The 17,579-nt window shown below is 67.7% G+C and carries 15 protein-coding genes; 5 read left to right on the forward strand and 10 right to left on the reverse strand.

Features of this window, described 5'->3' with window-relative positions:
* Nucleotides 1-23 precede the first annotated feature (23 nt).
* Complete coding sequence (locus ACPTTF_RS24945; protein ID WP_423368641.1) at nucleotides 24-1,259, forward strand: NADH:flavin oxidoreductase; 1,236 nt, start codon at nucleotides 24-26, stop codon at nucleotides 1,257-1,259.
* Nucleotides 1,260-1,319: 60 nt separating this feature from the next.
* On the opposite strand, the gene ACPTTF_RS24950 is transcribed toward ACPTTF_RS24945, so the two are convergent.
* Nucleotides 1,320-2,447 carry a 4-hydroxyphenylpyruvate dioxygenase family protein gene (locus ACPTTF_RS24950; RefSeq protein WP_166952648.1) on the reverse strand — a complete coding sequence of 376 codons (1,128 nt, stop codon included), beginning with the start codon at nucleotides 2,445-2,447 and terminating at the stop codon, nucleotides 1,320-1,322.
* Between the two features lie 357 nt (nucleotides 2,448-2,804).
* On the opposite strand from ACPTTF_RS24950, the gene shiA reads away from it, so the two are divergent.
* Complete coding sequence (shiA, locus tag ACPTTF_RS24955) at nucleotides 2,805-4,112, forward strand: shikimate transporter (protein ID WP_166952651.1); 1,308 nt, start codon at nucleotides 2,805-2,807, stop codon at nucleotides 4,110-4,112.
* A gap of 22 nt (nucleotides 4,113-4,134) precedes the next feature.
* Here the strand turns inward: shiA and ACPTTF_RS24960 are convergent, their stop codons facing one another.
* Nucleotides 4,135-4,863, reverse strand: a complete 729-nt coding sequence (locus ACPTTF_RS24960; protein ID WP_423368642.1) for an HNH endonuclease — start codon at nucleotides 4,861-4,863, stop codon at nucleotides 4,135-4,137.
* Between the two features lie 253 nt (nucleotides 4,864-5,116).
* Here ACPTTF_RS24960 and ACPTTF_RS24965 point away from each other — a divergent pair, with 253 nt between their 5' ends.
* The gene (locus tag ACPTTF_RS24965) at nucleotides 5,117-6,418 is read left to right on the forward strand and encodes a UDP-N-acetylglucosamine 1-carboxyvinyltransferase (RefSeq protein ID WP_060359039.1); all 1,302 of its coding nucleotides are present in this window, start codon (nucleotides 5,117-5,119) and stop codon (nucleotides 6,416-6,418) included.
* 99 nt (nucleotides 6,419-6,517) lie between these two features.
* Here the strand turns inward: ACPTTF_RS24965 and ACPTTF_RS24970 are convergent, their stop codons facing one another.
* Both ACPTTF_RS24970 and ACPTTF_RS24975 read right to left on the reverse strand, forming a co-directional pair.
* Entirely contained in the window at nucleotides 6,518-7,129 is a 612-nt protein-coding gene (locus ACPTTF_RS24970; protein WP_423368643.1) for a hypothetical protein, read from the reverse strand.
* Nucleotides 7,130-7,156: 27 nt separating this feature from the next.
* Nucleotides 7,157-8,110: an energy transducer TonB gene (locus ACPTTF_RS24975; RefSeq protein ID WP_423368644.1), complete on the reverse strand. Its 954-nt coding sequence runs from the start codon at nucleotides 8,108-8,110 to the stop codon at nucleotides 7,157-7,159.
* Nucleotides 8,111-8,243: 133 nt separating this feature from the next.
* Between ACPTTF_RS24975 and ACPTTF_RS24980 the strand changes: the two genes are divergently transcribed.
* Nucleotides 8,244-9,014: an IclR family transcriptional regulator domain-containing protein gene (locus ACPTTF_RS24980; protein ID WP_423368645.1), complete on the forward strand. Its 771-nt coding sequence runs from the start codon at nucleotides 8,244-8,246 to the stop codon at nucleotides 9,012-9,014.
* Nucleotides 9,015-9,132: 118 nt separating this feature from the next.
* On the opposite strand, the gene ACPTTF_RS24985 is transcribed toward ACPTTF_RS24980, so the two are convergent.
* The 4 genes from ACPTTF_RS24985 to ACPTTF_RS25000 all read right to left on the reverse strand — a co-directional run bounded on the left by ACPTTF_RS24985 (nucleotide 9,133) and on the right by ACPTTF_RS25000 (nucleotide 14,644).
* On the reverse strand, nucleotides 9,133-11,433 hold the full coding sequence (locus ACPTTF_RS24985; protein ID WP_423368646.1) for an ATP-dependent DNA helicase: 2,301 nt from the start codon (nucleotides 11,431-11,433) through the stop codon (nucleotides 9,133-9,135).
* Entirely contained in the window at nucleotides 11,430-13,124 is a 1,695-nt protein-coding gene (locus tag ACPTTF_RS24990) for a VRR-NUC domain-containing protein (RefSeq protein ID WP_423368647.1), read from the reverse strand. Before ACPTTF_RS24990 ends, ACPTTF_RS24985 begins: the two co-directional genes overlap by 4 nt.
* A gap of 96 nt (nucleotides 13,125-13,220) precedes the next feature.
* Nucleotides 13,221-14,099: a MipA/OmpV family protein gene (locus ACPTTF_RS24995; RefSeq protein ID WP_423368648.1), complete on the reverse strand. Its 879-nt coding sequence runs from the start codon at nucleotides 14,097-14,099 to the stop codon at nucleotides 13,221-13,223.
* Nucleotides 14,100-14,305: 206 nt separating this feature from the next.
* Nucleotides 14,306-14,644, reverse strand: coding sequence for a hypothetical protein (locus tag ACPTTF_RS25000; protein WP_423369874.1), 339 nt, complete (start codon nucleotides 14,642-14,644; stop codon nucleotides 14,306-14,308).
* A 90-nt stretch (nucleotides 14,645-14,734) separates the two neighbouring features.
* On the opposite strand from ACPTTF_RS25000, the gene ACPTTF_RS25005 reads away from it, so the two are divergent.
* A complete protein-coding gene (locus ACPTTF_RS25005; RefSeq protein ID WP_423368649.1) occupies nucleotides 14,735-14,983 on the forward strand; it encodes a hypothetical protein in 249 nt (82 codons plus the stop codon).
* A 107-nt stretch (nucleotides 14,984-15,090) separates the two neighbouring features.
* Here the strand turns inward: ACPTTF_RS25005 and ACPTTF_RS25010 are convergent, their stop codons facing one another.
* Together ACPTTF_RS25010 and ACPTTF_RS25015 are read right to left on the reverse strand one after the other, a co-directional pair.
* Nucleotides 15,091-16,890 (reverse strand): methyl-accepting chemotaxis protein, encoded by a 1,800-nt coding sequence (locus tag ACPTTF_RS25010; protein ID WP_166952690.1) that lies wholly within the window; start codon nucleotides 16,888-16,890, stop codon nucleotides 15,091-15,093.
* Nucleotides 16,891-17,243: 353 nt separating this feature from the next.
* Entirely contained in the window at nucleotides 17,244-17,498 is a 255-nt protein-coding gene (locus ACPTTF_RS25015; protein WP_423369875.1) for a DUF3562 domain-containing protein, read from the reverse strand.
* Nucleotides 17,499-17,579 lie beyond the last annotated feature (81 nt).

A 17,579-nucleotide genomic window follows, 5' to 3' on the forward strand; every position in this document is an offset into this window, starting at 1 on the left:
CCATTCCCGACGCCCGCCCCCTCATGGAATCCGCCAACCTCACGACCGCGTTCAGCCCGCTGCAGATCGGCCCGCTGACGTTGCGCAACCGCCTGATCAAGTCTGCGACCAACGAGGGCATGACGCCGAACGGCGTGCCGTCGCGCGCGCTCGTCCGCTTTCACGAACGCATCGCCGAAGGCGGCGCCGCGCTGACGACCGTCGCGTACTGCGCGATCAGCGACGACGGCCGCACGTTCGTCGACCAGGCGCGGCTCGACGTGCCGACGGTTCGCCAGTTCCGCGCGCTGACCGACGCCGTCCATCGCCATGGCGCAGCCGCATCCGCTCAGATCACACACGGCGGCTGCTTCACGTTCCTGCCGTCACTGTCGACCAAGCGGCCGTTGAGCGCATCGGGCGGTTTCAACAAGGTCGGCGTGATGAGCGGCCGCTTTCTGAAGCAGGCGATGACGCGCGACCAGATGTCGGCCGTCGCCGACGAATTTGCGCAGGCCGCACGCCATGCGCGCGACGCCGGCTTCGATGCGGTCGAGATCCACATGGGGCACGGCTATCTGCTCAGCCAGTTCCTGTCACCGCTGTACAACCGCCGCCGTGATGCGTACGGCGGCAACGCGGCACGGCGCGCCGCTTTCCCGGTCGATGTGCTGCGCCGCGTGCTCGACGCGGTGGGCCGCGATCTCGCCGTCGTCTGCAAGATCGGTGTAACCGAAGGCGTGCGCGGCGGCGGAACGGCCGACGACGCATGCGAAATCGCGCGGCGGCTCGAAGCCGAAGGCGCGCACCTGCTCGTGCTCAGTGGCGGGATGAACGTCGAATCGGTGTGGCAGCTGTTCGGCAGCCCGTTGCCCGGCGACGCGCGCGCGAACGCCGACAACGCGATCGTGCGCGCGGCGATGGCGCTGCAGAAACTCACCGAGCCGAAGATGGGCGCCTTTCGCGAGATGTATTTCCTCGAGCACTCGAGGAAGGTGCGCGCGTCCGTCAGGATGCCGCTCGCTTACCTCGGCGGCGTACGCTCGCGCGGGAACGTCGAGCTGGCGATGCGCGAAGGGTTCGATGCGGTCGCGCTCGCCCGCGCGCTCGTGTTCGAGCCGGATTTCGTCAACGGGCTGCGCGACGGCCGGCTCGCGCAGTCGGGCTGCACGTCGTGCAACCGCTGTGTCGTGTCGATGTACACGCCGGGCGGCACCGCGTGCATCCTGCGTGAGCCGAACGACCCCGCGCCGAACCGAATGCCGGCCGCCGGCGCGTGAGGGTTAGCGCGGGACGTGGGGCGCGGGACGTATGACGCAGGATGCGGGCGCCAGCGCCGCTCAGCCGGCGTCGCGTGCGCGGGCGAGCGCCGCGAGATTCCCTTCCCCGAACCCGTGGTGCCCCTTGCGCTGCACGATTTCGAAGAAGATCTCGCCGGGCCGGCGCTTGACGAAGGTCTGGAAGAACAGCCTCGGCACGCCGTCGCTGCCGATCTCGCCGTCGACCAGCACCGCGCGGCGGCGCAGCGCGTCGAGATCGACACCGTGCCCCGGCAGCCGCGCGTCGACGTCGTCGTAATAGCGAGCCGGCGGCTCGATGAATTCGACGCCGTTCACACGCAGCGCATCGACGCACGACAGGATGTCGTCGGTGGCCAGGGCGACGTGCTGCACGCCCTCGCCCGGATGATCGGGCAGGTACGCGTGCATCAGCTCGGTGCGCCGCGTGCCTTCCTCGTAGACCGGAATCCGCACTGCGCCGCACGGCGACACCATCACGCGCGATTCCTCCGACACATGCCAGTGCGCGTCGATTTCGTGGATCTCGCGAAAATGCAGCAGGTCGTGGTAGAAATCCAGCCACTCCCGCATGCGCCCCGCGCCGACGGTCTGCGTGAAATGATCGACCTGCTGCAGGCCGACGCCCACGCAATCGAGATCGGTATGCGCGGTCGCGATGTCGATGGGCCGGAAATCGATGTCGAAGATCGAGATGTCGCCGACGCCGCCCCGCTGGCCGTCGCGCCCGCGCCAGCGGTCGACGAAATAGAGGTGCGAATCGCCGATGCCCTGGATCGCCGGGATCTTCAGCTCGCCGACCCCGACCTTCTCGCCTTCGAACGCCCACGCGCCGAGCTCGATCGCACGCTCGAACGCGCGCCGGGCGCTGGCCACGCGCAGCCCGATCGCGCAGACGCCCATCCCGTATTCCTCCGCATAGCGCGCGGCGAACGAATCGGGCTCGGCGTTGATCAGGAAATGCATCTGCCCTTGCCGATAGAGCGTGACGTTCTTGCTGACATGCCGTGCGATTGCCTTGAACCCGAGCTGCTCGAAGCGCTGCGCGAGCGCCTCGGGCACGGGCGCCGCGAATTCGACGAATTCGAGGCCGGCCATCCCGAGCGGATTGGCAGCCGGATCGGCAACGGGCGGCGTATCGCTGGACAGGGGGTGGGAATTGCCGGGCATTCCAGTCTCCGGGGGCATGCGTTCGATGGGGACGGCGCCCGCTGCGTGCGGCATGCGCGGCCAACGTGGCGACCGCGCATCCGCCCCGAACGGGCGAGTTATCAATGCTGCAGATTTTAACCAGATCGTTCACGGCGGCACACCCTGACCGAACGGGATATCGCCACGCCGCTTAGTGCAAACCCGAAAAGCGTCCGATAATCGCACGGATTTGAACGATAATCGCGCACTTTATCCGATTGGCCAATTGCCGCCATGCGGCGCGCGCCCTATTCTCCGTTCACTCATCGATTTCAATGCAGCATCGGACGCGGCGCCGCCACGATTCCTCGATGCGCCGTGCCAGGAGACACCGTCATGACCCCAACCTTCGACACCCTCGATGCCGCCGCCAGTGCCCGCATACGCAGCCAGGCGCGCAAGGCCGCGATCGGCAGCTTCGTCGGCGCCGTTGTCGACTGGTACGACTTCCTGCTGTACGGGATCGTCGCCGCGCTGGTATTCAATTCCGAGTTCTTCCCGAAAGTCAGCCCGACGATGGGCACGCTCGCGGCGTTCGCGACCTTCGGCGTCGGCTTCCTGTTCCGGCCGCTTGGCGGCGTCGTGTTCGGCCACTACGGCGATCGGCTCGGCCGCAAGCGGATGCTGGTCCTCACGGTGATGCTGATGGGGCTGTCGACGGTCGCGATCGGCCTGCTGCCGGCGTTCTCGACGATCGGCTGGTGGGCGCCCGTGCTGCTGGTGCTGATGCGCGCGATCCAGGGTTTCGCGGTCGGCGGCGAATGGGGCGGCGCGGCACTGATGGCCGTCGAAAGCGCGCCGAAGCACAAAAAGGCGTTCTACAGCAGCGGCGTGCAGGTCGGCTACGGCGTCGGCCTCGTGCTGGCCACGGGCATCGTGTCGATCCTGAGCCACACGCTCGGCGAGGCCGCGTTCAAGTCGTGGGGCTGGCGCCTGCCGTTCGTGTTCAGCATCGTGCTCGTGTTGATCGGGCTGTGGGTGCGCAAGAACATGGACGAATCGCAGGAGTTCGTCGAGAAGGTCGAGCACGGCAACCGCAAGCTGCGCCTGCCGGTGCTGGAGGCACTGACGCGCCATCCGAAGGCGTTCCTGCTGATCATTGCGCTGCGCCTCGCCGAACTGTTCACGATGTATATCGTCACCGCGTTCGCACTCAGCTATTCGACGACGAACCTCGGCATGTCGCGCGACCTGTTCCTGAACATCGGGCTGCTGGTGGGCGCGGTGAGCTGCGTGACGATCCCGTGTTTCGCGTGGCTGGCCGACCGCTACGGCCTGCGCCGCATCTACCTGATCGGCGCGCTGATCGGCGTCGCGTCCGCGGTGCCGTTCTTCCTCGCGCTGGAGGCGCGGTCGATCGCGTGGATCGTGATCTTCTCGATCCTGCTGGCGAACGCTGCGCACGACATGGTCGTGAGCGTCCAGCAGCCGCTGTTCACCGAGCTGTTCGGCGCCGAATACCGCTATAGCGGCGCGGGCGTCGGCTACCAGTTCGCGAGCGTGGTCGGCGGCGGGTTCACGCCGTTCATCGCGGTCGGCCTCGTCAGTGTCGCCGGCGGCTCGTGGCACCTCGTAGCCGGTTATCTCGCGGTGGGCTGCCTGATCTCGCTGGTCGTCGCCGCGCGGATGCGGGCAGCGCAGTAACACTGGTCACGCGCGTCGCCCGTTACGCGCGAACCAGGCGCGGCAAACGTGCGTAAAGGCGTTCGACGAGTTGTCTGGCGTTCTCGCCGTAATGCAGCTCACGGTGGCAGTTTGGGCAAACGGCCACCGTATTCGACACAAGATCGGGGCCCAGCTCCGCCAGCTTGCGGACATGGTGCACTTCCAAGTACGGCAGCCCATCCGCTCCCTTGAACGGCGCGGGCTCGCTACAGCATTCGCAAGTCCCGTTCGCTTGCGTCAGTACCCAAGCCTTGACCAATGGGTCGCGGCGAATTTGGGTCACGGTCGCACTGGTGGCGGCAGGATTCGCGTTTCCCGGCGGCGGTGCAATCTGCGCCTTTTTCAACGCGTCGCGCACGTCGAGTTCGAATTTAACGGCCGGAGCAGCCGGCCGCTGCCCCAGTTCGTTGATGAATTGCTCGATCAGCACGCCGTGCGAGCCGACGTTTTTCGCGGGCTTGAGTCCGGGAAGCCATTGGCGGCCCATCAGCGCCAGCACATACGAAATGTTCTGCATCCGATACTCGAACGCTTTCGCCGTGCGATTGAACTGCCCGGCCAGCCTGTCGTACACGACCTTCTTGACGTAGGGCTGCCCAGCGCGCTCGCTTTCGAGCATTTTGAGATATTCGTCGACTGAAGCACGGAGTTCCTCGTGCGTCCACGGCCGCCCGTCGGCATTTGCAGAAACGTTGTCAGGTACGGGGGATTTTGGTGTTGGTGTCGACATGAAGGGCCGCATTCGGGAGTCCGGTCTCGATTTTACGAGATAAGAAACCGATCCGATCCTAGTCGTCGCGGCTGGCTGTTTTCATTTTTGCGTGCCAGTCTCACGGGTGGATTGTCGATATCGCCCGCGTCCAACGTCAAACACCGTCAATCACACGCCCCGATTCCCCCTTCTCCCCTCTGAACATTCCACGCCGCCCGCCGACCAATGGCATCATATGGGCCTACGTCAGTCACCGATACGCCCCCATATCATGTCGAATCTCATCGTCCACGGCGGCACTCCGCTGCGCGGGGACATCAAGCCGTCCGCGAACAAGAACGCCGTCCTGCCGATTCTGTGCGCCACCCTGTTGACCGATCAGCCGCTGCGCCTCATCGGCGTGCCGGATATCACCGACGTGCGCAAGATCCTCGACATCTTCCGCACGCTCGGCAGCGACGTGTCGGTCGACTTCACGACGGGCCTGCTCGAACTCCACCATCGCAACACCAAATTCGATCCGGCCGTCCACCGGCTGCCGGAAGCGATGCGCTCGTCGATCATGCTGATCCCGCCGCTGCTCGCGCGCTTCGGCGTCGCGCGCCTCGAGAACGACGTGAAAGGCTGCACGCTCGGCGTGCGCGAGATCGATCCGCACGTCGAGGTGTTCGAGCGCTTCGGCGCGCACATCGAGCGCACGCCCGATTCGCTGATCGTCCGCACCGACGGCCCGCTGACGGCCAATGATCACTGGCTCGACTACGCGTCGGTGACGACCACCGAGAACTTCGCGCTGTGCGCGACCACCGCGAACGGCACGTCGACGCTGATGAACGCCGCGTCCGAGCCGCACGTGCAGGAGTTCTGCCAGTTCCTCGCGATGATCGGCGTCGCGATCGAGGGTATCGGCACATCGCGGCTCTGCGTGACGGGCGGCCGCAAGCTCGGCGGCGGCGAGTTCCGCTTCGCCGAGGATTTCCACGAGATCGCGACGTTCCTCGCGCTCGGCGCGATCACGGGCGGCGACATCACGGTGCGCAACTCGTCGCCCGAACACTTCCCGCTGATCGACCGCACGTTCGCGAAGTTCGGCGTCAACGTCACGCACCGCGACGGCTGGTCGCGCGCGGAACGCGACGGCCCGCTGCGCGTGCGCCGGCCGTTCACGCAGAACATCCTCACCAAGGTCGAAGCCGCGCCGTGGCCGTACCTGCCGGTCGACCTGCTGCCGATCTTCATCGCGCTCGGCGTGCGCGCGGAAGGCAGCGCGATGTTCTGGAACAAGGTCTACGACGGTGCGCTCGGCTGGTCCGGCGAACTGTCGAAGTTCGGCGCGCACGTGCTGCTGTCCGATCCACACCGGCTGATCACGTTCGGCGGGCTGCAACTGACGCCGGCTCGCGTCGAGAGCCCGTACATCATCCGCGTCGCAATCGCGCTGCTGATGGTGGCCGCGAGTATCGAAGGCCGCTCGGAAATCATGAACGCGCTGCCGATCCGCCGCGCGCATCCGCATTTCGTCGAGAACCTGCGCTCGGTCGGCGCGAACGTCGAATGGACGAGCAGCGAGTAAGACCCTGACGGTACGGCACACGCCACACGAGCGCCGTACCGCCACCCGCACCCGGTTGGCGGCTACACCAGCCGCCTCCTCCCGCCGCCCTCTCCCGCGTTACTCACCGCCCCCGCAATCGGCATCGCCGGCGCCCATGTGGTCGAACCCGTAGAGCATCACGGCCGTCGTGCCGCGCGCGGGGTTGCTCGGGCGCTTCGCCAGGCTTTCGTCGAGCGGGGCCGACGGATACTGGACACTCGTGTCCATCAGGTTGTCCGGCGCCGAGCGCAACTCTGCTTCGGTCAGCTTGCGCCCTTCCGCGCGCGGCAGCCCGAACGCCTTGCGCACGTCCGCTTCGTTCCACGTCCCCTTGAGCGTGACGGTGACCATCTGCAGGTCGCCGTGCTCCCAGTCCAGCTCGACCTTCGTCGCGAGCGGATGCACGCTGGCCGCGAGCCGGTCGGGGAACGCCGGGCCTTCGTTGTAGGCCTTCGTGTTGCCGCACGCATCGCCGGTATTCCTGTACTTCTTCAGCGCGCAATTGAAGCGCTTGTCACGGTAGCCGAAGGTCGTTTCGACGTAGCAGCCGAATTTCGGCGACGTCATGCGCGGCCACGCTCGCACGTCGACGGTTGGCTTCGGGAGCATAGTGCCGGACGAAGGATTCGCCGCGGCAAGCAGCGGCACGGCCGCGACGAGCACGGCCAACACGGATTCGCGAATTTTCATTGTTGTATTCCAGTCGAGGCGGCGATTCTAGCGCGGCTTCGCCAGCGAAATCGTCCCTGCGATGCTGCGGAACAGCGGCAACGCTTTCGGCATGTCTTCCACGTAGGTCGCGCACGTCAGGCTGATCCGGTAGTTCGGTGTATCGCCGAGCGCCATGTACAGCCTGACGCGCTCATGATTGGGCCCGATCTTCGGCGAATACACGGTTTCCTGTCCCTTCACGCCACCGCCGAGGTCGATCGGCGTCACGCGCTCGATCACGCCGAAGATCGAAATCGTCGACTCGATCGACGCCTTCAGGTTGGCGATCGCCTCCGGTGAATTCAGATCGCGCTGCGATACGTCAGCCAGCGCGGCGGATTGCGACTTCAGTGCCACCGCGCACAGGCTGTCCGATTTCTCCGCATAGCGCGGTACCGGTTCGGGATTCGTCACGTCGACGATCAATGGCATCGACGGCCGCGTACGCCGTTCTCCCACCTGCAGCGGCGCCGGTACGGAGAACGACAGCCCCGTCATGGCATCGCTGAACCGCCGCCCGTTGCCGGCATCCGGTTGTGCCGGGCCGAGATCGAAGACGATCGGCACACTGAGCAGCATCGAATCCTCGGGCATGTCCGGCGAGAACGCGGGCACGTTCCCGCGCCGGAGCGCGGCCATCGCCGCCTGATCCAGATCCGCATGGCCCGACGACTGCAGGATTTCCACCTGCGTCACCGCGCCGTCGCGGCCAATCCGCGCACGCACGCGCGCCGTGACCGTTCCGGACGACGGATGGCCCGACCCGGCCGGCATTTGCAGTCGCTGCAGGATCGTCTGCCTTGCCGCCACGGTCCATGCGTCCTGCGTTGCCGGCGCCTCCGACCAAGCCTGCGCCGCCGGCAGCGACGCCAACGCCAGCAACACGGCGCAGCGGGCAACCCCGCGAGCAATACGGCGGCCAATTGGCACGAGGAGATATCGGTTGTCGTAGACGGTCATGTTCCAGGCTCGCGGCACGCATCCAGCGTCGAATCATACAAGCCCCGGCCATGCGCCGCGGCCAATCCGATTTGCGCGATAATCGCCCATTCGTGCGCGATTGCCGCGCACCGAGGCGCCACCTTCCCCGACGATGAAAAAGCCCGAACTCGATCGACGCGACTGGATCGCCGGCCTCGAAAAAGGTCTTGCGATCCTCGAGGCGTTCGACAGCCAGCACGCCCGCATGACGCCCACGCAGGCCGCCGCGCGCACCGGCCTTACGCGCACGGCCGCGCGGCGCTACCTGCTGACGCTGGAATCGCTCGGCTACGTGTACACCGACGGCAAGCTGTACGGCCTCACCCCGCGCGTGCTGCGGGTCGGCTGGTCGTACTTCGATTCGGCGCGCCTGCCGCGCTCGGTCCAGCCCTATCTGCAGCAATTGAGCGCGTCGCTGAACGAGTCGGCGTATGTGAGCGTGCTCGACGGCTGGGAACTCGTGTTCATTGCGCGCAACGGCGTGTCGCGCGTGATGACGACCGGCTTCGTGCTCGGCGCGCGCGTGCCGGCGCCGCTCACGTCGCCGGGCGTCGTGCTGCTCGCCCATCATCCCGATCGCGAAGCCGTGCGCGCGTGGCTCGACGACACCGAACTGCCGCCGTTCACGCCGCACACGATCACCAACAAGGTGCGCCTGCTCGAACAGGTCGACCAGGCACGCGACGCCGGTTTCGCGGCGATCGAACAGCAATTGCAGGTCGGCGTGCGCGGGATCGCGGTGCCGCTGAAGAACCGTCACGGCGAAGTCGTCGCCGCGCTGAGCACGAACATGCCGATCGGCGCGGAGACGACCGACGCGGCCGTGCGGCGCGTACTGCCGCACCTGCAGGAAGCCGCGCTGGCGATGTTGAACGTGCTGTAGCGCTGGTGTGCCGCCCACCCCGGACGGGCTCGACGATGCTTGCTGCGCCGCTTCATTGCTACGCGACGGGTCACGCCCCGGCGCCGAAACCGGTAATCCTCGCGCGGGGATTTTCCCCTTACCCGATTCGCCACCACCGCGGCAGCAGATCCCGCACCTCCCGCCGCCGGTAACGGTCGTCGATCAGATGCACGACGCCCTCGTCGTGCTCGGTGCGGATCACGCGCCCGGCCGCCTGCACGACCTTCTGCAAGCCCGGATACAGGTATATGTAGTCGTAGCCGTTGCCGAAGCGCGCGTCCATCGCACGCCGCATCTGCTCGTTGACGTCGTTGACCTGCGGCAGTCCGAGCGTCGCGATGAACGCGCCGATCAGCCGCTCGCCAACCAGGTCCACACCTTCCGAGAACGCCCCGCCCAGCACCGCGAAGCCGACGCCGCGCCCGCCCGCGTCGAAGCGCGCGAGAAACGCGTCGCGCTCGCTTTCGGTCATGCCGGGCGCCTGCGCCCAGACGGGCACGTCCGGGTGCCGCGCCTGCATCAGCGCGACCACGCGCCCCAGATAGTCGAAGCTGCTCAGGAAACCGAGATAGTTGCCGGGCCGCGTCGCGTATTGCGCGGCGATCAGGTCCACGATCGGTTCGAGCGAACGGTCGCGGTCGCGCCAGCGCGTCGACACGTGGCTCGCGACGCGCACCGTCAGCTGCTCGGCGCGGAACGGCCCGTCGACGTCGAGCCAGCCCGTGTCGCCGGGCAGCCCGAGCGTGTCGCGGTAGAAATGAAACGGACTCAGCGTGCCCGAGAACAGCACGGTCGCGCACGCGGCTGCGTAGCGCGGTGCGAGAAAGCCGGCCGGAATCACGTTGCGCACGCAGAGCGTCGACTGGACGCGGCGCCGGCGGCCGGTCGAAGCAACGCCGTCGAGCGCCGGCTGGCGCGGCATCGGTTCGCCGTGCAGCGTCGCGTCGAAGATCGACGCGCTGTCGAACGCTTCGGCGAGCACGCCGAACTGGATCGCCTCGAAATGAAACCGCAGCAGCGCGTCGCCGTTCGCGCGCGGCGCATCGGCCAGGTGTTCGCCGATCGCCGCGACGAGGTTCTGCACGGCCGACACGATCGGGCCCGGTATCTCCGGATACGCGACATAACGCTCGGCCTGCGCGCGATTGACCGTGCCCCATGCGCGGGCGAGCCGGTCGAAGGCCTTGCGCAGCGCCGCGGGTGCGGCTTCGCGCGCGGCCGCGAATGCGAACGGATCGAGCGATGCGCTGTACATCTTGCGCGCACGATCGAGCAGGTTGTGCGCTTCGTCGACGAGCACGCCGACGCGCCACTGGTTCTGCTGCGCGAGCGTGTGCAGCATCGCGCTGCCGTCGTAGTAGTAGTTGTAGTCGCCGATCACCATGTCGGACCAGCGCGCGAGCTCTTGCGACAGGTAGTACGGGCAGACGTCGTGCGCGAGCGCGGCCGCGCGCACCGTGTCGCGGTCGAGCAGCCCGGCCTCGATCGCCGCGTCGCGTGCGGCCGGCAGGCGGTCGTAGAAACCTTTCGCGAGCGGACACGATTCGCCGTGGCACGCGCTGTCGGGATGCTCGCACGCCTTGTCGCGCGCGACGAGTTCCAGCACGCGCAGCGGCAGCGCGGGCGTGCCGGCGCCGAGTGTCGCCGCCGCTTCGAGCGCGAGCGCGCGGCCGGGCGTTTTCGCGGTGAGGAAGTACACGTGGTCGAGCTCGCCTTCGCCGCACGCTTTCAGCAACGGAAACACGGTGCCAAGCGTCTTGCCGATGCCGGTCGGCGCCTGCGCCATCAGGCAACGATCGTCGCGGGCCGCGCGATAGACGGCGACCGCCAGCTCGCGCTGGCCGCTGCGGAACTGCCCGTGCGGAAACGCGAGCGCGCGCAGTGCCGCATCACGTGCCGCACGGTGGGCCGTCTCGCGCTCGGCCCAGCCGACGAAGCACGCGCACTGCTCGGCGAAGAACGCCGCAAGCTCGGCCGCCCCCAGCGTTTGCGTCAGCACCGTCTCGCGCTCGGACACGATGTCGAAGTAGACGAGCGCGACGTCGATTTCCGGGAGGCCGCGCGCGTCGCACATCAGGTGCGCGTAGACCTTCGCCTGCGCCCAGTGCAGCGCGCGGTGGTTGGCCGGCATCGCGTCGAGGCTGCCGCGAAAGGTCTTGATTTCCTCGAGGCGGTTCGCCACCGGATCGTAGCCGTCCGCGCGACCGCGCACAGTGAGCGTGCCCCACGTGCCCGTCAGCGCAATCTCGGTTTCATAGCGTGCGCCGCGGTTCGAGGTGACCGCTCCGTGGCCGGCGATCCCTTCGAGCGCGGTCGGCGCGGGCGTGAAGCGCAAGTCGAGATCGCCGCGCCGCGCGGTGAACTCGCACATCGCCCGCACCGCGACGACGTAGCTCATGCGGACAGGCCTGCCGCTTCGGCGTGCGCGACGTCCGCACTGGCCCACTCGACATCGATCACGCGCACCGGAATGCCATGCGCGACGCAGTACGCGAGCCAGCGCGTCTGGTTGTCCTGCAGGCGGTCGCCGGGGCCTTTCACCTCGACGAGTTCGTAGCGGCGCTCGCCGGGCCAGAAGCGGACGAGATCGGGGAGCCCCGAACGGTTGCTGCGGATATCCGCGAGCAGGCGCGTGAACCACAGCCGCAAATGCGCGGGCGGCAGGCAGGCAAGCGCCTCATCGAGCAGTTCGTCGGTTAGCACGCCCCAGAACACGAACGGGGATTGCAGCCCCGCCTTCGTCGCGAAATGCCGGCGGATCGTGTCGCGATAGGCGCCCGAATCGAGTTGCGCGAAGCACGCGGCGAACGCGTCCGCACGGCGCGCGGCGAAATCGGGCGCGTGCAGGTCGGCCGGGCCGCGCTGGAACGGATGGAAGAATGCGCCCGGTACCGCGGCGAACACGGGTTCCCAGCACAGCAGCCCGAACAGCGAATTGATCAGCGTGTTTTCGACGTAATGGACCGGCGAAGCCGGTTGCGCGAGATGGTCTCGCACCGCGAATTCGACATTGACGAACGCTTCGGGGCGCGCGAGCACGAGTGTTTCACGCGGCACGTCCGCCGTCGCGGCCGCGCGTTCGACGCGCTGGCCGAGCCGGCGCTGCAGGCGCGGCAGCATGCGCTCGACACGCTGGCGCTCCTCGTCGCTCTCGAAAGCACCGCGCGCATCGAGCGCCAGCGCGAGCGCATCGTCGTCACGCCCGCAGCGTTCGAGCACGCGGATGCGCCGATGGCGACTGCCGGGCCATGCGCTGCGCACATACGCGTCGAGCGCGCCGGCCCAGTCGGCCCGGCGCTCGCACGTCTGCCCGAGCGCGAACAGCAGCTTCGCGCGACGCGTCGCGAGCCACGGCTGCGCACAGCCGACCGCGTCGATCGCGCGCACCAGCTCGTCGAACGGCAGATCGTCGGGCCATGCGTCGAGCGCTTCGCGGCACGTCTGCAGCGCGAGATACGCGTCGACGTCGCCGCGCTGCTGGAACGCGCGCGACGACGGTGCGATCGGCACGCTTTCGTACTGGAACACGCCGAGATCGGCGAGCACGAACTCGCTCCAGTCCTGGTGGAGATTGCCGAAGAACATCAGGCGCAGCCGGTCGCACAGAGCGCCGACCGTCACGCGCAGCACGCGGTCGCCGGCCTGCGCGCACCACGCGTCGAGCGGTTGCGCGAGGTCGTGCCCGGGCCGCAGCCGTTCGAGCCATTCGGGCTTGCGCTCGCCCGCATGCGCGGCGAGTGCCGGGAAGATCCGCAGCAGATCGGCCTTGGTCGACAGCGCGAACAGTTCGTCGAGCGTCAGCGCAGGCGCCGGATCGACCCAGCCGAGTTCGACGAGCGGCGCGGCTGCTTCGAGTGCGCAGCCGATTTCGTCGTACACGAGCTTGCTGGCGCGGAAGTCGGACCCGTTGCGCATCAGCATCCGGACGAGCAGCGCGCGCGACGTTTGCGGCAGCGCGGCAAACTGCCGTACGAACGCGTGCTCGTGCGCGTCGAACAGGTCGTCGTAACGCGCGCCGAGCCAGGCCAGCGCGCGTTCGAAATTGGTCAGGTAGTAAAACGCCGGGGGCGTCGGCGAAGCAGGCGTCACGGGGATTGATCACTGTACATTTGTACAGGTCGGAATCATATCAAATGTGACGGGAAATGCCCCATGCTCGATCGGCGCCCTGCTGCCCGGCCGCGGTCAGAACTGGTAATTCACCGACATGTCGAACACGCCGTTGGTCGACTGCTGCGTGATCGGGCTGCGCGCGGCGCGGCCGACGAGCTGCTCGATCGCGCCGTCGATCGTGACGAACCAGTGCTTGTTCACGAACCAGGCCATGGTCACGCCCGCGCCGAACGACTTGAGCCCGGCTCCCGACGAATAGGCCGGCAGCCCCGAGCGCGCGGCGGCGCCCTGGCTCACGCCGAACCAGCTGTTCATGTAGCGCGAATCGGCGAACGACACGGTCGGCCCCGCAAACCAGAAGAAATGCTCGTTGCTGCCCGGCAGCGGCATGTACGCGGAGAAATCGCCGACCCAGCCGTTCGAGCCACCGATGCTGCGGCGGATATCCGCGCGCAGCACGAGCGGAAACTCCTTCGAGATCACGTAATCGGCCGCCAGTTTCATCACCGGCGCCGCGTTGATGTTGTCGAGGCCGTTCAGGTGCTCGGTATCGTCGGCAGAACGACGCCCGAGGTCGTAACCGACGGACAGGCTCACGCGCCAGTTCGGCCCGCGCAGCACGTTCGCGCCGAGCCCCTCGCCCGTCGACAGGAAGAACAGGTCGCGATAGCGGACGTCGAGATTCGGGCCACCCAGCACGCGATAACGGTCGGAGCCCGCATAGCGCGGCTGCAGCGTCATCGCGGCGCCCACGCTGATATCCCAGGTGGAAATGTTCGGGTCGTACAGTTTTTCGAGCGGCACACCCGCCGAGTATTGCCACTCGCCGAGCGGCGAAGGCGTCTGGGCCGACGCATCGCGGGCGCCGGCCGCGGCGAGCGCCGCGCAGGCCGACACGCCGGAAACGAACCGGCGTGCGCCGGGCGACAGCAAAGGGCGAGCAACAGTCATCAAGGCGGTCCCCGTCGGTTGCGCGAAACGAACCTGAAGGAAAGCGTTTTGCGCCCCTTCGGCTGCAGCGGCTACCAGGCTGCGGCGCGAACGTAGCGCGCGCTGAATTAACGGACATCCTACGCGACACACACGCAGACGCAAAGCGCCCGCTGCGCGCGGGCACTTTGCCGTCCGCCTGGATCGACCGGTGAAGCGTAGTGGAATCAGAATCGCTCGACGTGATAGTCGCCGGCCAGTGCGGCCGGATTGCGCTTGGACATCATCCGCGAGAAGCCGTCGGCGAGCCGTCCGAGCGCGAGCTGCTGCTGGCTCGCATCCCGGTGCGTATAGGTGGCGTACGCGGCATCGTCGACCGTGCGCGCGGGGCCGTCGTGGACGGTGTCATTCAGTACGCGTACCTCGTCCTTGCCGCCGAACATACGCCGCTCGGGCCGATAGACCAGCGATTCGCGCTTCCATGTGTCAAAACGCTCGTGCACGTGGGAGAAATCGCCACCGCATCCGTTCGCGTCGTAACGTATCCTTTTCCTGGATGCATTCATCACGATGCGCGCTCGTCCACGCCGACGCAGCAAGCGTCGTGCCGCCGGCACCGCGCTTGCGCCCGCATCAATGACCAAGGAGGTTCGATCATGACCGTTCACGCCACTGGCCGCCACGAGGCCGTGTCACCGGCTGCCGGACTGCTCTGGCTCGCCACGTCGCGCCCACCGCCCGCAGACAAGACGGAGGAACGCATCGACGAGGGACTCGAGGAGACGTTTCCGGCCAGCGACCCGCCCGCCGTTGGCGGCGCGACCCGTATCGACCCCGCCGAGCCGTCCGGAGAGCACAAGCGCCGCGCGCCGCATGTCCCTTCCCCGCCCCGCGATCACGGCTGACGGCGGCACCCGGCTCGCGCTGCGCGGTCGCGCGCCGGCGCAATCCGGAGCTGATGCGCGACAACGGCCGCTCCTGAGCAGCGCGGCCGTGTCTGCCGCGCACCGCGTCATGCGACCTTGAACCGCCCGACCGTGGTCGCCAGCGCGTTCGCCTGCGACTGCAGCGCGGTCGCGGCGGCGGTCGACTGTTCGACGAGCGCCGCGTTCTGCTGCACCATTTCGTCGAGCTGCGTGACCGCGCGATTCACTTCCTGGATACCGCGCGTCTGCTCGTTCGCCGCGTGCGTGATCTCGGAGATGATCGTCGTCACGTTCGACACGTTGGAGACGATTTCGCGCATCGTATCGCCGGCCTGACGCACTTGCCCTGACCCTGCCGACACGCTCGCGACCGTCGATTCGACCAGCACCTTCACTTCGCGCGCGGCCTGCGCGCTGCGTTGCGCGAGGCTGCGCACTTCCTGTGCGACGACCGCGAAGCCGCGGCCCTGCTCGCCGGCACGCGCCGCTTCGACGGCCGCGTTCAGCGCGAGGATGTTGGTCTGGAACGCGATCCCGTCGATCACGCCGATGATGTCGCCGATCCGGCCCGATGCTTCCTCGATCTTCTCCATCGTCGCGACCACGTCCGACACGACCACGCCGCCGTGCGATGCGATCCGCGACGCGGCCGCCGCGCGTTCGTCGGCCTGGCCGGCGGCCGACGCCGACTGGCCGACGGTCGCGGTGATCTCTTCCATCGACGCGGCCGTTTCCTCGAGGCTCGCCGCCGCCGATTCGGTGCGCGACGACAGGTCCTGGTTGCCCGCCGCGATCTCGTTCGCGGCCGTGCGGACCGATTCGCTCGCATCGCGGATCTCGCGCATCACGTCGTTCAGCTTGTCGACGAAGCTGTTGAACGAGCGTGCGATGTCGGCCACTTCGTCACGGCCGTCGGCCGGCAGCCGCTGCGTCAGGTCGCCGGCGCCCGAGCCGATCGCGGCCATGGCCTGGCGCACTTGCGACAGGCGGCGGAACGAGGTCGCGGTGATCGCGCCGATGATCAGCGACGCGACGCCGACGATCACAAGCAGCGTGATCAGCGAAGCGGTCAGCAGCGAACGCATCCCGGCCGTCGCCTCGTTCTTGTCGAGCAGCACCAGTGCGTACCAGTCGGTGCCCGGCACGGGGCGCGCGCGCACCAGCTTCGCGTCGCCGCCCACGCTCACCTCGACGGGCGCGGTCGCGGCCGCGATCGTCGCGCCGTTGGTTGCGCCGAGTTCGGGCGACACGTCGGCGACCTGCTTCAGCGTGAGCTTCGGGTCCGGGTGCGCGACCACATGGCCGTTGCTGTCGATCAACATCCCGAAGCTCGCGGGCGTCGGGTGGATCGACTTCACGTTCGCGATCACGGTATCCATCGCGACGTCCGCGGCGACGACGCCCTTCAGCGCGCCGTCGCGCAGGATCGGCACCGCGAACGTGACGACGAGGTTGCCCGTGCCGGCGTCGACGTAAGGCGGCGTGACGACCGGCTTGCCGGCCTGCGCGGCCTGCTTGTACCACGGGCGGCCGGTCGGATCGTAGTCGGGCGGAATGCCGGTCGGGTCGGAGAAGTGGAACGCCTTGTCGGCGTAGCCCGCGTAGACGTTCGTGAAACCGCCGGCCGTGGCCATCTGCTTGAACACCGGCAGCGGATCGGGCGTCAGCGCGGCATCCTGCAGCGACGCGATCATCCGGCTCCGGGTGGCGACCCAGTCGGCGATCCCGACCACGTGTCCGCTTGCGACGGAGGTCAGGTTGCGGTCGATCGCGTCGTCGTTGTACGAGCGCGCGATGAAGTAATTGATGAGCGTGGTGGCGACGAGCGCGAATACGACGATGGCGACGCACGCGGCGAGGATGCGGGCGCGGATGGACGAGAACATGGCAACGACTCGGTAAGGGAGCGCGAACGCCCGGTGGACGAATTCACCGGGTAAACGGCAATCGCGCCAGTTACTTGAGGCCGCTGTGACAATTCAGTGAAACGTATGACGAAACGCAACGCCGGTTGGCAGTGAATCGCCGGGATGGCCGAGCCGCCCCGCGACGCGCGCGCACGCCGCCCGGAGGCGACCACGGCGCGAAGCCGGTACCCGAGATCTGCGGCACGGGGATCAAAAAGGGAGAGAAACAGGCCGGTTCGCGGTCGACGCATGCATGGATGTCGATCAGGATCCGGCCGTGGCCCGGCAACGGATCGCGTCGCGTCCGCGGCGTCAGCCGCGGCGCGCGCCCGTCACAGGCGATGGCTCGGACGCGGATCGGCTTCCGCGGGCGGCGCGTCGGCCCGCGTGTCGTGGTCGAGATCGTCCTGCTGGCGCATCCGTTCGCGCAGGTGCCGGATCGCGAACACGTGGATGTAGTCGTGCACCCGCGCGTCGGACGACAAAGCGCGCACCTCGTCGTCGAGCATCGCACGCAACTGATCCGAACCGATCGCGCGCTGTTTGGCGGCTTCCTTGAGTGAATCGAGCAAATTGTCCTTGGACATCGACGGACTCCTGACGGTCGAGGAACGAAAAGAAGAAGGTACCGGAAGCTTAAAGACGGAACGGTCGCGCGGCGTGCGATG

It is taken from the genome of Burkholderia crassaminum (assembly GCF_964265005.1).
GTDB lineage: Bacteria > Pseudomonadota > Gammaproteobacteria > Burkholderiales > Burkholderiaceae > Burkholderia.

Coding starts and splice junctions, on each gene's coding strand:
- ACPTTF_RS24945 (WP_423368641.1), top strand. CDS start 24: ATGGAATCCGCCAACCTCACGACCGCGTTCAGCCCGCTGCAGATCGGC.
- ACPTTF_RS24950 (WP_166952648.1), bottom strand. CDS start 2,447: ATGCCCGGCAATTCCCACCCCCTGTCCAGCGATACGCCGCCCGTTGCC.
- shiA (WP_166952651.1), top strand. CDS start 2,805: ATGACCCCAACCTTCGACACCCTCGATGCCGCCGCCAGTGCCCGCATA.
- ACPTTF_RS24960 (WP_423368642.1), bottom strand. CDS start 4,863: ATGTCGACACCAACACCAAAATCCCCCGTACCTGACAACGTTTCTGCA.
- ACPTTF_RS24965 (WP_060359039.1), top strand. CDS start 5,117: ATGTCGAATCTCATCGTCCACGGCGGCACTCCGCTGCGCGGGGACATC.
- ACPTTF_RS24970 (WP_423368643.1), bottom strand. CDS start 7,129: ATGAAAATTCGCGAATCCGTGTTGGCCGTGCTCGTCGCGGCCGTGCCG.
- ACPTTF_RS24975 (WP_423368644.1), bottom strand. CDS start 8,110: ATGACCGTCTACGACAACCGATATCTCCTCGTGCCAATTGGCCGCCGT.
- ACPTTF_RS24980 (WP_423368645.1), top strand. CDS start 8,244: ATGAAAAAGCCCGAACTCGATCGACGCGACTGGATCGCCGGCCTCGAA.
- ACPTTF_RS24985 (WP_423368646.1), bottom strand. CDS start 11,433: ATGAGCTACGTCGTCGCGGTGCGGGCGATGTGCGAGTTCACCGCGCGG.
- ACPTTF_RS24995 (WP_423368648.1), bottom strand. CDS start 14,099: ATGACTGTTGCTCGCCCTTTGCTGTCGCCCGGCGCACGCCGGTTCGTT.
- ACPTTF_RS25000 (WP_423369874.1), bottom strand. CDS start 14,644: ATGAATGCATCCAGGAAAAGGATACGTTACGACGCGAACGGATGCGGT.
- ACPTTF_RS25005 (WP_423368649.1), top strand. CDS start 14,735: ATGACCGTTCACGCCACTGGCCGCCACGAGGCCGTGTCACCGGCTGCC.
- ACPTTF_RS25010 (WP_166952690.1), bottom strand. CDS start 16,890: ATGTTCTCGTCCATCCGCGCCCGCATCCTCGCCGCGTGCGTCGCCATC.
- ACPTTF_RS25015 (WP_423369875.1), bottom strand. CDS start 17,498: ATGTCCAAGGACAATTTGCTCGATTCACTCAAGGAAGCCGCCAAACAG.